At 48.7% G+C, this 12,580-nt stretch carries 15 protein-coding genes; 2 read left to right on the top strand and 13 right to left on the bottom strand.

All coding sequences use genetic code 11. The features are described 5' to 3' along the window. Positions 1 to 158: 158 nt before the first annotated feature. The 13 genes from JJB07_RS03045 to JJB07_RS02985 all read right to left on the bottom strand — a co-directional run bounded on the left by JJB07_RS03045 (position 159) and on the right by JJB07_RS02985 (position 9,917). A complete protein-coding gene (locus JJB07_RS03045; protein WP_201631002.1) occupies positions 159 to 728 on the bottom strand; it encodes a class I SAM-dependent methyltransferase in 570 nt (189 codons plus the stop codon). Positions 729 to 744: 16 nt separating this feature from the next. Continuing rightward, complete coding sequence (locus JJB07_RS03040) at positions 745 to 1,005, bottom strand: metal-sensing transcriptional repressor (RefSeq protein WP_201631000.1); 261 nt, start codon at positions 1,003 to 1,005, stop codon at positions 745 to 747. Between the two features lie 351 nt (positions 1,006 to 1,356). Further along, positions 1,357 to 1,836, bottom strand: coding sequence for a DsrE/DsrF/DrsH-like family protein (locus JJB07_RS03035; protein WP_201630998.1), 480 nt, complete (start codon positions 1,834 to 1,836; stop codon positions 1,357 to 1,359). A gap of 50 nt (positions 1,837 to 1,886) precedes the next feature. Beyond that, on the bottom strand, positions 1,887 to 2,270 hold the full coding sequence (locus tag JJB07_RS03030) for a DUF302 domain-containing protein (protein WP_201630996.1): 384 nt from the start codon (positions 2,268 to 2,270) through the stop codon (positions 1,887 to 1,889). 19 nt (positions 2,271 to 2,289) lie between these two features. Then, entirely contained in the window at positions 2,290 to 2,517 is a 228-nt protein-coding gene (locus JJB07_RS03025) for a sulfurtransferase TusA family protein (RefSeq protein ID WP_201630994.1), read from the bottom strand. 24 nt (positions 2,518 to 2,541) lie between these two features. Further along, the gene (locus JJB07_RS03020; protein ID WP_201630992.1) at positions 2,542 to 3,675 is read right to left on the bottom strand and encodes an MBL fold metallo-hydrolase; all 1,134 of its coding nucleotides are present in this window, start codon (positions 3,673 to 3,675) and stop codon (positions 2,542 to 2,544) included. A gap of 20 nt (positions 3,676 to 3,695) precedes the next feature. After that, positions 3,696 to 4,259 carry a sulfurtransferase TusA family protein gene (locus tag JJB07_RS03015; protein WP_201630990.1) on the bottom strand — a complete coding sequence of 188 codons (564 nt, stop codon included), beginning with the start codon at positions 4,257 to 4,259 and terminating at the stop codon, positions 3,696 to 3,698. A 20-nt stretch (positions 4,260 to 4,279) separates the two neighbouring features. Next, positions 4,280 to 5,062 (bottom strand): sulfite exporter TauE/SafE family protein, encoded by a 783-nt coding sequence (locus JJB07_RS03010; protein WP_201630988.1) that lies wholly within the window; start codon positions 5,060 to 5,062, stop codon positions 4,280 to 4,282. 35 nt (positions 5,063 to 5,097) lie between these two features. Then, positions 5,098 to 5,496 carry a DsrE/DsrF/DrsH-like family protein gene (locus JJB07_RS03005; RefSeq protein WP_201630986.1) on the bottom strand — a complete coding sequence of 133 codons (399 nt, stop codon included), beginning with the start codon at positions 5,494 to 5,496 and terminating at the stop codon, positions 5,098 to 5,100. Between the two features lie 22 nt (positions 5,497 to 5,518). After that, on the bottom strand, positions 5,519 to 5,833 hold the full coding sequence (locus JJB07_RS03000) for a rhodanese-like domain-containing protein (protein ID WP_201630984.1): 315 nt from the start codon (positions 5,831 to 5,833) through the stop codon (positions 5,519 to 5,521). Positions 5,834 to 5,938: 105 nt separating this feature from the next. After that, complete coding sequence (locus JJB07_RS02995; protein WP_201630982.1) at positions 5,939 to 6,316, bottom strand: rhodanese-like domain-containing protein; 378 nt, start codon at positions 6,314 to 6,316, stop codon at positions 5,939 to 5,941. Between the two features lie 729 nt (positions 6,317 to 7,045). Then, entirely contained in the window at positions 7,046 to 7,537 is a 492-nt protein-coding gene (locus JJB07_RS02990; protein ID WP_201630980.1) for a hypothetical protein, read from the bottom strand. Between the two features lie 16 nt (positions 7,538 to 7,553). After that, positions 7,554 to 9,917, bottom strand: a complete 2,364-nt coding sequence (locus tag JJB07_RS02985) for a helicase C-terminal domain-containing protein (protein WP_201630978.1) — start codon at positions 9,915 to 9,917, stop codon at positions 7,554 to 7,556. 251 nt (positions 9,918 to 10,168) lie between these two features. Between JJB07_RS02985 and JJB07_RS02980 the strand changes: the two genes are divergently transcribed. Both JJB07_RS02980 and JJB07_RS02975 read left to right on the top strand, forming a co-directional pair. Further along, positions 10,169 to 11,338: an NAD(P)-binding domain-containing protein gene (locus tag JJB07_RS02980; protein WP_201630976.1), complete on the top strand. Its 1,170-nt coding sequence runs from the start codon at positions 10,169 to 10,171 to the stop codon at positions 11,336 to 11,338. Continuing rightward, positions 11,335 to 12,537, top strand: coding sequence for an MFS transporter (locus JJB07_RS02975; protein ID WP_201630974.1), 1,203 nt, complete (start codon positions 11,335 to 11,337; stop codon positions 12,535 to 12,537). Before JJB07_RS02980 ends, JJB07_RS02975 begins: the two co-directional genes overlap by 4 nt. Positions 12,538 to 12,580: the final 43 nt, after the last annotated feature.

Here is a 12,580-nt window from a genome sequence, read left to right as displayed (position 1 = left end):
CGACGCAAATGTAAGACCGCCTTTTGGATGAGAAAAGGGATTGTACGCTTGGCTTGTGACTACCATATCGAGAAGGTCCTCGAGATGGTGGCGTGCAAGAAAAAGAAAAAGCTCCCGGTATTTGGGAGCTTTTCGGCGCATAAGCACCGGAGCGTTTCCTATTGAGCAACCACCATATAGTGATTGTCGTTCAGCAATTTGACCTCAGTTTGCAGGCCGTTGGCAACCAACACTTGTTGCAACTCGTTTGAATCCAAACGATGATTCACGGGAGGACCCATTTCGGTCTCTTTTTTCTCCCACTCCAGAATCAACACTTTCCCATTCGGGCGCAGGATACGTTTCACCTCTTGTACTGCCTGGTTCAAATCCTCAACTTCATGCAGAACAAATGCAATCAATACCTTGTCTACAGACTGATCCGGCAAGTCGATCTTCTCAGCATCGCTCAAGACAGTTTGAACATTCGAAACTCCTGCCTCTTCCGTTCGCTGTTGCAGAAGTTCTAACATCTGGGGCTCTACGTCGATTGCGTAAACGGTGCGCTGCGTTCGCTTTGCTGCTGGGAAAGTGAATACCCCCGGCCCACATCCAAGATCCGCGACGTTATCATCTTGCGAAATTTGCAGCGCGTCTACAATCTGTTCCGGCGGAAGCATCTTCAAGCGATCCGGATTGAGTAGTTTCTCCACATGCTTCGGGTTAAAGCGATGTTGTCCGTGACTCATGAAATTTCCTCCGTTCCTATCTGCTCTTCACAAGCATTTCGACTGCTTCTTTGATCACTTTGTCGGGGACATTTCCTTTTTCGATCTCTTCTCGAATACAGGACTCCAAGTTGGAGCCCACAACGTATCCGACCGCACGATCGATTGCCGAACGGATGGCCGTAAGTTGCGTTACCACATCCCGGCAGTCTTTTTCTTGTTCCATCATGCTGAGTACGCCACGCACTTGTCCTTCAATTCTCCGCAAACGATTTTTGATCGAATCGTTGTACTCCACTGGAATCCCTCCTTTGCCTCTGTGGGCACGGTATAAATGAAACGTTGTTGTCGCATTCTAAGACAACATGCTATAGTAGACAAAGTAATTCAGTAGGAAAAGGTGGTGTTTAGAGTGCTTTCCAAAATCGTATCATGGTTTCGTGAGGAATGTCCATTGTGCAGACAAAAATTAGTTTTTCTTCAAGCCGAGAAACGCAGCACATCCAAACATTGCCCTCAAGGTCACTACGTCTTGGAGACCCACCCAGTACTCGGGGTTCAAGTTGCGTATCACCGCGACCACTAATACAATGCGTATTCCGTAACCAAGATTTCCTGTTCACAGGCGATCTTGGTTTTTTGATTTTCCCTAGATGAACAAATTCACCTGACTTTCTTCGGCGGCTGCCAGATACGTCGCAACCCCTGCGTACTCGATGCCGTCGATCAGTTCTTCACGGGTGATCCCCAACACATCCATCGACATCGCACATGCGATGATTTGCACATCCAAGTCCCTCGCCATCTCCATCAACTCGGGAAGTGTGGCGATGTTTTTGTCACGCATGATCTTCTTCATCAACTTCGAACCGATCCCGCCCATGTTCATTTTGGAGATGCCCAGACGATTGGCACCGCGCGGCATCATTTTTCCAAACATGTTTTCCAAAAACGACTTTTTCACCGGGACGTACTCATCCTTGCGCAAGATGTTCAGCCCCCAAAAGGTAAAGAACATCGTGACTTTGTTCCCCATCGCGGCCGATCCCGTGGCGATGATAAAACTTGCAATCGCTTTGTCCAAATCCCCGTTAAACACGACGAGCGTGCTACTCTTCTCCATATTCATTTTCCCCGTTCTCCTCTCGATTAAAAAAGGGGCCTTGAGGCCCCTATGTCTTACTTGGCTGCTTCCAACGCTTTGATCAACGTGTCCTCCACACCCTGCGCGATCTCCGCCAAAGCGAGGTCGTTGACGACACCCATCATGACGGTCGGCTTGGGCATGCCGATCTTGGTTTGACCGTTGTCTTCGTAGACGACGACCTTGCAGGGAAGAAAGTACCCGACCAGCGGGTTCTGCGTCAACACGCGCTTCGCTTCCACCGGATTGCAGACTTCCAAGATGCGATAAGGTTGCTCGTAGTCCACGCCTTTTTCTTGCAGTTTCTTCGGCAGATCCAGTTGCCAGAGCACGCCGAATTTGTGTTGTTTGAGACTGGCTTCCACTGCGGCCACTGCTTCGTCGATCGTTTTGTCCGTATCAACTGTGTAATGGAACACCTTTGGACCCCCTCATCTCTTAGGCTTTTTTGACAAAGAAACGATAGACGCCGTTCTCCTCGTCCATGTGAACCATTTCGTTGCCTGTTTGTTTCACCCACGCTTGGAAGTCGTTGACTGCACCTTTGTCCGTGGCTTCCAGTTGCATGACTTGACCGCTGGACAGCGTGTCTATGCTTTTCTTCGCTTTCACAATCGGCATCGGGCAGGAGAGCCCTTTTGCGTCTACTACGAGATCAGCTTGCATGGTTTAGTATCCCCTCTCTTGATCTTACGAATGATGAACCGCGCAACGGTTCGGACCGATTTCCAGCTCGGTTGCTTTTTCCGGTGTGACGTGGATGTCGCCACGGTTGATTCCGACGATCTCTTCAAAGTTCGGCGGGGTGGCACCGGATGCGCCCGCTACCATCTCGGTGAAGGCTTCGCGGTTTTCGGTGCGCATCACTTCATTGCTTGCACGGATTGCACCCAGGGTGGCACCGACATATCCGTTGTCGTTGATTTCCTTGATATCTGCGAAGTGAGTCGGGAGTACGACCGTTTCGTCCGACAGATTTGCCACTTTGGTGAACACCGTGTCGTAGAGAGATTGCGCCCATTCACGCGCTTTGCCACCCAAGTCGGGACGGCCCAGACCGCCGACGAAGATCGTATCGCCCGAGAGCAAGAATTGATCGTTAACCAATACGGACGTCGAGCCCGGTGTATGGCCGGGTGTCGGGATCGCCAGAACTTTCGCTTCGACGGCTCCGACTTTCAACGCTTCAAATTGTTCAAGCGGTTTGTAGTCCAAGCCAGTCGCCCCTTGCATCTCGCTCGACGAGATGTAGTATTGAGCTCCCGTTGCTTTCGCCAGTTCCGCCCCACCGGAGATGTGGTCGGCGTGCAAGTGCGTATCAAGGACGTGCTTGATCTGCACGTTTTCAGACACCGCCAGTTTCGTGTATTCGTCCACATGACGGTTTGCATCGACCACCAACGCTTCGCCTCCGGAGATCACCATATAGGACAGGCAGCCTTTGGCGAGACGGTTGAGCTGAATCAACTTCATGTTCTCGCCTTCGTAGACGGTCACAGGATTGTAAAATTGGCTCCATTCCAGCATCCCGAGTTCCAAAAAGCTTACGTGATAGCCTTTTTCATCAAGTTGCTCGGCAACCATTTGAGCACTGCCGCCCTTGGCACAGATGACGACGATCTCGGTGTCGTGGGGAAGACCTTGATAGACCGCGTCGTCTTCTTCCAGAAAATCGAAGTACGGGATGTTCACCGACACCAGATGTTGCGCTTCGATTTTCCAATCGTTGAAGTCACTCGGGTTGCGGACGTCGAGGATGAAGATCGACTCGCCCGAGTTGATTTTGTTGTGCAGTTCTTGAGAATTGATCGTTGCTACAGCCATGAGATGGTCACCCCTTGCTATTATTTTTCAAGCGGCCCGTTCCATTCGGACATGCCGGGCACGATGTTTTTCACGTTCGAGAAGCCTTTTTCGGTAAGGATTTGACACGCCAAATCGCTTCGGTTGCCGGAGCGGCAGATGACATGCACTTCTTGGTTCTGCAGATGAGACAACTCGGACAGTGTTTCTTCCAACTTGCCAAACGGCACCAATTTCGCACGAGGGATGTGACCAAACTGGAATTCCATCGGTTCCCGTACATCGAGAATGACCGGGTTGTTGCTCAGTTTGCCGAGTAATTCTTCATTTGTCAGGACATGCGGATGCTGCGTTTCCGGCTTCACTTCATTCGGGTTCGCTTTTCGAATGTAGTGTTTGAAGGCACCGTCTTCCTCCGTCGTGCCGATGAATTGATGACCGGTACGATCCGCCCAAGCTTTCATGTCAGCGACGGAACCGGGGTCGGTTGCCACCACTTCGAGAACCTGACCCGGCTGGATCTCTTCGATCGCTTTTTTGGACTTCACGATCGGCATCGGACAGGAAAGCCCTTTGCAGTCAATGGTTTTATCAACGAGATTCATCTTGAGTTACCGCCCTTTCTCTACTTCATTAAGATATCGGACCAGATTTTAACAGTGGTTCCGACGATCAACACCGAGAGAACCGCTTGCAGCATTCGCGGGTTCATCAAGCGGCTGACCTTGCTGCCAAGCGGCGCGGCCAACAAACTGGCGACGATCAACACAAGCGACGGCTGAAGCAGGATATGGTCCGCCATCAGTTTGCCCCCGACGGCCCCAATGGAAGAAATGAACGTAATTGCAAGCGATGTGGCGATTGTCATGCGGGTCGGGATCTTCAAAACGGACAGCATGACCGGCACCAACAAGAACGCGCCACCTGCTCCGACAATTCCGGAAGCAGTCCCCACAACGAGAGCGGCAATCACGGCGATCATTCGATTGAACGTAACTTCCTCGACGGGTCGTTCCTCCATGCCTTTTTTCGGGATGAACATCATCACCGCTGCGATGGTGGCGAGAATGGCGTAAACCAAGTTCACGATCTTCCCCGACAACAACATGCCTCCATACCCACCTGCAAATGAGCCGATAATGATGGCAGTTCCCATATAGGCGACCAGTTTCAGATGGATGATCTTCTGCTTGCGAAGAACATAGGCTCCAGCAAGCGTTGCAAAAAAAACTTGAACGGCAATCATGCCGGACACTTCATGTGCGGTGAAGGCACCGACTCCTAACAAAGCGGGAATGAAAAGCAGCATCGGATAGTTGATGATAGCGCCTCCGATCCCCAGCATCCCAGAAAGGAATGAGCCGACAAAACCGATCAGGAACAGTGTGATCAGCAACCCGATTGTCATTAGGTATCTCCTCCCCCAGACACGTTCTACCAGATTTAGAACGTCACCGTGACATCGGCGTCATAAGCAAAGTCGAGGAACGTCACCGCGCCGCCGACTTCCACCCCGTCGATAAACATGTCTTTCGTCATTCCTGTGACATCCATCGTCATCTGGCACGCGATCATTTGAACGCCGCTTTCCGTGGCGATCTCCAGCAAGTCGGAAATTGACGGGACGTTGGCGCGTTTGAAACCTTCTGCATAATGCTCTTTGCCTGGGCCCATCGTCAGCATCGTGGCTGCGTCTCGATGAATGATGGCAAGCGCTTCGAAGGTGAAGAAGATCGCAACTTCTGCATCGGTAGCCGCAGCTGCCGTCGCGATGTTCAAGACTTTGTAGGCAGAATCAAGACCGCCGTTCGAGGCGATAATCGCTACACGTTTTTTCGTCATGGTGAATACCTCCCAGAGTTTGTTAGTTTTTTTCAACGTGGCCGTTCCAGCCTGACATACCGCCCATCAGGTTTTTGACATTGCGGTAGCCTTGACCCATTAGGTACTCACAGGCCATCGCGCTTCGATTGCCGCTTCGACAGACGAAGATCGTCTCTTTTTCCGGGTCGATTTCGTTCTGACGGCTTTGCAGTTCAGAGAGTCGGATGTGCTTCACGCCGGGAATTCGTACTTGCGCCACCTCTTCCGGTTCGCGGACGTCGATGATGGTGACAGATTCTCCGTTTTTCAGACGATCTTGCACATCGAAGGACAGAATGTTGATCACTTTGCTCACGTTGTACACCTTCTTCCAGATAAAGACCTCATACCCTGTGGGGTATATTTGACTTTTAATAAAAAGGAGTGGCTACGAAGCACGCCTTGACTCCTTATAGGATGGTTATTTGACCAGCTTTCCACTCCAACCGCTGACTCCTGTCGGAAGTTGGCAGATGTTTTGGAAGCCGTGCTTGCGCAATACTCGTGCCGCTTGACGGCTTCGCATCCCGCTTTGACAGGTCAGCACAATGGTGTGTGATGGGTCGATCTCCGCAATGCGCGAAGACAACTGGCTGAGCGGGATGTTTTTGAAGCCCCGGATATGACCACCGCCATACTCATGAACTTCTCGAACATCAATGAATTCGTTGTCTCGCGTCTTCTTCATCAACGACGCAATCTCCGTCTCCGTCAGATTGCGCAGTCCCTTGACAGGGAGTATCCGCGACACAACAAACCACAAAACCACAACGAAGATCAGAAACGGGATCCAGTTCATCGTTTCACCACCCTTCATATACCCATACCCCTACGGGTATGCCGGATGACTTTTATTATACGCAGGACTTTCTAAAAGTCAACCCGATGAATCCGGCGATGAAAAGTAGTAAGGCTCCCCACTGAATCGGAGCCAATCCATGCCACAGTTCATCGTGGTAGGAAAACCAAGAGATCACAACTTCCACTGCGCTGAATGCTGCCACAGCCAACAAAATTCTACGGGGGCGCTTGACTTGACCCTATGCAAGAATCAGATTGCGAGCCCCCACAACAAAACCCGATAGAAAGAGACCGGATGATAGTCCGCAGAGCCTCCCCATACCCCCCAGGGCATTGTGGTGATTCGACCGGATTCAGGAAGGCATAAGGAGTAAAACACCACTGCGATTCCAATGGGAACCACCCATGCATTGAGCCATTTCCAAGACAGACTTTCTTCGCGGTGGGCCCGCCAAAGTAGATAGAGAACTGCCAGGACCCCTGCCGCCCAAGTCGCATACGAAGGCCCTTTTGAGAAAAGAGCTATCCGGACCTGATCCCAAAGCGTTGCAAATGTAAGGCCCCTCTGTAGCCACTAACTCCAGTGAGGCTGACCAACACAATCGAAGCGAATCACCGCTTAGATGATCTCCCTACAGGCACCTTTACAGTAGGAAACCATTCCGAGGAAGTCCTCGATATGGTGGGGCAACCAACAATCTAGGATTACTATCGGTCAGGTCATTTTTTATGAAGCCTTCTCCTTACCTCGTTCCTCAATAATCTTCTTGATGATCAAAAACCGTCTGAATCGCATCGCTCTTCTGCGAGTAACGGTGAGGATAATCAACAAATAGATCGCGAAGCACCCCAATATAAACTTGAAGTTCGAACCCCATAAATCACCGATTGAGTGTTCAAGGGAATTCAGTGAAAAATCGGGATCACTAAGAATCGGGGAGTTTGGAAGGGAGCGGAACTGCCCAATCAACGTAACCCACGCACCGGTAGTGGCCGCGCTCGATGCAATCAAAGCAATCATCATAGGTAAAAAGGCAGAACCGAATGAAAAGTTGATCATGCCGGTCGTATTCTCTTGGGACTTCTGTTTTACTTCGTTGTTGAGCATAAGAAAATGCAAAGTCTCATCATCAAATCCCTCATAGTAATCTCGCAATTTCTTCAGATCATTAAGGGTTATTTCTTCTTCCCACCATTTGCTCAGAAACTCTAAAACCATAGCTTCCTCCCTTTGTTTATGCAAGTTTATTTTTCGACGACAATCGCTGTTGCAACTGGGCCAACTCTTCCTCAGACATCCTGTACGATCGCATCAAACCCGCGCCATTGTACGTGGAGAACTCCGCACGTTGCGCTTCATTAATATACGGGAACTCCTCAACGACGAATTTGACATCTTCGTTACCTGTGTAGAACATCGCGTACAAAGCTTCATACAAAGCCCTTGGTGAGCGCAATTTTTTAGGCCTACCTAGGGGTTTGCCTTTTAGCTCGCAAACTCGTTCGTAGAACAACCACTGTTGCTCCGTTACTTTTACAACTTCCTTTTTGGCAGCATGAGTTTCAACTGCTACCTTCCTCGGCACGTTCCGTTTTTCAGGTTTTCCACTCAACCTCGTGGAGATCTGGAGTTGTGAACGCTTATACTGCTTATAAGTCACTTTCGGCAAGTTCTTGTCACATCGCTTGAAAAAGCGGAAGACCTGTTGTTCGGATCTGGTAAATTGATACCCTTGACTTTCGAACGCACGACGGATCAGATGACCATATTGGTCATTCTCATAAACTCGAGGATCAAGAATCGTCACAACCCCATAGTCCTTAATATCACGGATCAGCCTACCAATAGCTTGAGTCAGTTTTACCATCATATTGGGGTACAGGACGAGATTGAAAAGGTCGTCCTCCATCCCTTCACCGATCAAACTGAGGTAGGGGTCATCCGGAACTGGAAATGGCAGTTTTGTTAGAATGACGGAAATGAGCGACTTACCTGGCACGGACAGCCCTGAGTAAAAACTCCCCGAACCGATGAGCACACTATGTTCCTCTTCCTTAAACGTTTTCGATAGGCGTTCTACACTGGCTTGTCCTTGCTTCAGTAAGGTCAAATTCAATTGCTTCGTGTGTTCGTGAAGTTGTTGATGAACGTCATCCATATGCTGCTTAGACGTGGTAAGAATCAAAGTTCGCCCATTCGTTGCCTCAATCAATTTTTTGATATGCTGAACTTGATTCCCCAAATAGATAGGATCTATCTCTACGTGACCTCGATGTCGAACGAGGTTGTCCGGTACATAAATCCTTGCTTGTTTTTTGAAATCAAATGGTGACGAAAAAGATCTGGTGATGACTTCGTGACTGCCAAGCCGCCACCGTTCAAGCATGCTTGTAAAGTCACCTTCCGCTGTCAGTGTGCCTGACATGATGATTAACTTGTTCCTCACCTTCAACTGCATCAAGAGCTTTCTAAATTCAGTCGGAAATTTTCTTGTGATGGAGGTAAAAGACAAATCCTCGTACTCAACCCATGAGATATTCGCCTTTTCATCTAGTAGATGATCGATTTTTATCAGAATACTTTCAACAATATCTGACGGATCTCTTGAATCATTCTGATTGATATTTGAGACCAAATTGTTCAAGGCTTTATGTAAAATTGGCTTCATCTTCTCAAGCAACAATTTGGCTCGCTCCGGAATGCTGTATCTTCCGTTTTTACTTACTAATCGTTGCCGTTCGTTGATCATAAACTGCCTCAATTCCTGTTCTACCTGATTCATCTCTGACCGACAGTCCTTGGGCAGAAACCTTTTTATTTTACCAAGTTCGTATTCATGGAGAACGGATTCCAACTGACCAGCATGATTCTCTTGAAAATCATGGGCTTCATCTAAGATAATGACTCCAGGTGTTGTTGGAACGATCTCCTCAGAAGTGTCTTCACTCATAGCATTTAGAGTCGAGCGAATAAGTTGGTCATGGTTTGTAATCACTAGATCGTTGGATGGGTTTAAAAAGCGTTGCCGATGTATTCTTGTGGGACATGTTGGCCAAAAGCGGCAACGTCCACACTCAAACCTACTTGCTTTCAAGAGGACTTGTTCCCAAATCGCATTCGGAACCGGTTCAAATAAGTTCTCAAAATCATTCCGTTGACCAGTATCTGCATCCGTAAAATATTGTGAAAACTTACCTTCAAACCCTTCCAGCTTTTCCATGTTGTTTTCGAATTCAACGTGGCAGTAATAATTAGATTTTCCCATAGCCAACAAAGGCTTTTTTATAAGTCCCATTTTTTGTAGCAACGGTACTTCCTCTCTCATTAACTGGCCTTGTAGGTTGATCGTTGAGGTCGCATAAAGAACACGCTTTATCGAGTTTTGTACAAACTGCATGGCCGGCAGTAATGCACCAAGCGATTTACCGGTTCCGACTGGTGCCTCGACAATGAGTATTCTTTTCGGATTGGTCGGTTGCAAAAAATCAAGGATATCGATTGCCATCTGTACTTGGGATTGTCGGACTATACTCGATTGATAATGCTCGGGTAAAATTTGTTCAAACGCACTCAATAAACTCTCTGCCTCTGCCTTCACGAAAGCACCTCACTCAATTAATTGTCCATACGCACAGAATCTATTATGAATGATGTTCATAATGTTGAGAAGTACATATGTTCGTTTTGTGTCCTTGGTCACACCATTTTGCGCTAGGGAGGGCTGAGAAAATTCTCATAACAATTTTTCTTGATGGGTTATTGCAAAATGGAACAACTTTCCGTATACTGTCAACAACAGCTATGCATCAAAAAATATTGATTTGAAACCCATTAGAGAGGATGAGTACAATGCCCATCAAACGAACCCATACAGAAAAGGACACCCTCGACGTTATCATCATCGGTGCCGGCCCGTTCGGAATTTCGCTTGCAGCGCATGCTGTAGCCAACGACTTGAACTATAAACTTTTCGGCTACCCCATGGACTTTTGGAAGAATCAGATGCCACAAAACATGTTCATCCGTACCCCGCATGATTTTGTCAGTTTCTCTGATCCGAAGGATGAATGGACCATTCACCGTTTTGCAGACGAGACAGAGACAGAGATCATAACGCCACTACCCCGAACGACGTTTGTCCAATACGGTATATGGTTTGCTGAAAAGGCAGGAGTGGAGTTCACTCCGAAGCTGATCCATCAAGTCGAGCTGACTGACAACATGGAGTACCGTGTACAAACTGAAACCGGTTCGGTCTTCTACGCACGCAACGTAATCGTTGCAACCGGTGTTGAACATTACAAATACGTTCCGGAGATACTCAACGCTCTACCATCGTCTGTTTTCTCTCACCCTTCGGGCTACACGGACTTCAACAAGTTCCAAGGGCAGAAGGTAGCGGTGCTTGGCAGCGGACAAAGCGCTTGGGAAGCCGCGGGGTTGCTCCACATTGCTGGGGCCGAATCGGAGTTACTCTATCGTCGCGACCATGCCAACTATGGTGGCAGCTATCAATCAGAGATTGACTTGCGGGAATTGGGCAATATATTCTACGAACTTCCAATCGAACAGAAGTCTCAGGAATGGGGTCACTCCCCTGGCAGCGTGGCTCATTTCCTTCGTCCCTATGTAGAGGGAAAAGTTCCTGAACTTGGTGGGGTGCAAATTACTAGTGTTTCACTGACCTTAGATGGAAGAGCTAAAATCGATATGTCAACCGGAGAATCACGGGAATTTGATCATATAATTTCTGCAACAGGATTCCATATCAACTTGGACCGGGTTCCTTTCTTGAATCAAGAACTTCGTGAGCAGATTGAACGGGAGGATCGCTTCGAACAGTTCCCCAAAGTGGATGAACATTTTCAGTCCAATCTCTCAGGGCTATACTTTGCAGGACCGCTTTCCTCACACAGTCACGGCCCAACGTTCCGTTTCATTTTGGGATTGAAAAAGACCGCTCTTACGATCATTCCTCATTTACTAAAAAGACAGCCGGTTCGAAGCGCAAACATATGATGAACAATCAAGGAAGACGAGACGTTGTCACGATTGCGCTGATCACAGCCATTTGTTTGTTCGGTGACTCGATGCTTTACGTTGTACTGCCAATCCACTGGAGAGATGGCGGGCTCACTTCCTTATTTGAAGTGGGCCTGCTCTTGTCTGTCAATCGGTTTGTGCGCTTGCCATTAAATCCATTTGTCACATGGCTTTATCAACGGATTAGCTTGCGGACAGGAATGGCGATTGCCATCGTGATTGCAGGTATAACGACAGCTGGTTACGGACTTGGAAAGGGGTTCGTCGCATGGTTGATTTGTCGTTGTTTATGGGGAGCTTCCTGGTCACTTTTACGATTGGGTTCCTATTTCTCCATCGTCAACTCCTCTACTTCAGTGAACCGCGGCTATTTGATGGGGATGTACAACGGCCTGTATCGTCTGGGCAGTCTGATCGGCATGCTCGTTGGGAGTTTTGCAGTTGAAAAGTTCGGTATGAGAAACGTATCACTCCTGTTTGCTCTACTTACTGTCGTAGCGATTCCGTTGGTATTCCGGTCGTCATCTTCCAATACTATTCTTAACAACCAGCAACGGACCCCCACGCTCCTTGGGGGGATCGCTGAGAATTGGAAAGATAAATCCTGGCTCCTGATGTTGGGGAGTGGTATGCTTCTTGCCTACATCTATCAAGGCGTACTTGCTTCAACCTTGAGCTTGACGATCCAACAAAATCTACCTGAGGGGTTCCTACTGCTGGGAGTGACCATCGAAGCCTCCTCCTTGGCGGGTTTCCTACAAGCGTTGCGCTGGGGCTGGGAGCCATTTGTTGCTCCACGCATAGGATTTCTATCAGATGGTCCAAGAGGACGCATGCCTTATTTCCTCATCTCTCTCGTGCTGGCGGCAATCTTGTTTTGGTTCATCCCTTCCCCCTTACCTCGTCTACTGTGGTTTGGTGTATTGCTTTTCGTTCAGCTAACTGCCACGCTGTTAACCACCTTGATGGATGCCATCGCATCCGATATGGCCTCCGCCAGATCAAACATGGGCACCATGAGCACTTACTCGTTCCTTGTCGATTTTGGAGCAGCACTTGGCCCCTTCCTTGCGTTCCAACTCGGCGATTCGCTCGCGTATCACGGCGCGTCCTTGTTGCTTGTCATTCTTGCAGTGTGTTGGTACAAAATCCGTCCACAAAAAAAAACCTTGTGATGAGACATCACAAAGGGGGCACAGGTACTCGAAGCCGTCAGCA

Source organism: Tumebacillus amylolyticus, assembly GCF_016722965.1.
GTDB lineage: Bacteria > Bacillota > Bacilli > Tumebacillales > Tumebacillaceae > Tumebacillus > Tumebacillus amylolyticus.
Note: the sequence above shows the minus strand (reverse complement) of the source record. Positions and strands in the feature narration are given on the sequence as shown.

What these genes read in the sequence shown, in the direction of transcription:
- JJB07_RS03010 (WP_201630988.1), bottom strand. Translation starts at nt 5,062, where the DNA reads ATGACAATCGGGTTGCTGATCACACTGTTCCTGATCGGTTTTGTCGGC.
- JJB07_RS02975 (WP_201630974.1), top strand. Translation starts at nt 11,335, where the DNA reads ATGATGAACAATCAAGGAAGACGAGACGTTGTCACGATTGCGCTGATC.
- JJB07_RS02990 (WP_201630980.1), bottom strand. Translation starts at nt 7,537, where the DNA reads ATGGTTTTAGAGTTTCTGAGCAAATGGTGGGAAGAAGAAATAACCCTT.
- JJB07_RS02980 (WP_201630976.1), top strand. Translation starts at nt 10,169, where the DNA reads ATGCCCATCAAACGAACCCATACAGAAAAGGACACCCTCGACGTTATC.
- JJB07_RS03020 (WP_201630992.1), bottom strand. Translation starts at nt 3,675, where the DNA reads ATGGCTGTAGCAACGATCAATTCTCAAGAACTGCACAACAAAATCAAC.
- JJB07_RS03015 (WP_201630990.1), bottom strand. Translation starts at nt 4,259, where the DNA reads ATGAATCTCGTTGATAAAACCATTGACTGCAAAGGGCTTTCCTGTCCG.
- JJB07_RS03045 (WP_201631002.1), bottom strand. Translation starts at nt 728, where the DNA reads ATGAGTCACGGACAACATCGCTTTAACCCGAAGCATGTGGAGAAACTA.
- JJB07_RS03025 (WP_201630994.1), bottom strand. Translation starts at nt 2,517, where the DNA reads ATGCAAGCTGATCTCGTAGTAGACGCAAAAGGGCTCTCCTGCCCGATG.
- JJB07_RS03035 (WP_201630998.1), bottom strand. Translation starts at nt 1,836, where the DNA reads ATGAATATGGAGAAGAGTAGCACGCTCGTCGTGTTTAACGGGGATTTG.
- JJB07_RS02995 (WP_201630982.1), bottom strand. Translation starts at nt 6,316, where the DNA reads ATGAACTGGATCCCGTTTCTGATCTTCGTTGTGGTTTTGTGGTTTGTT.
- JJB07_RS03005 (WP_201630986.1), bottom strand. Translation starts at nt 5,496, where the DNA reads ATGACGAAAAAACGTGTAGCGATTATCGCCTCGAACGGCGGTCTTGAT.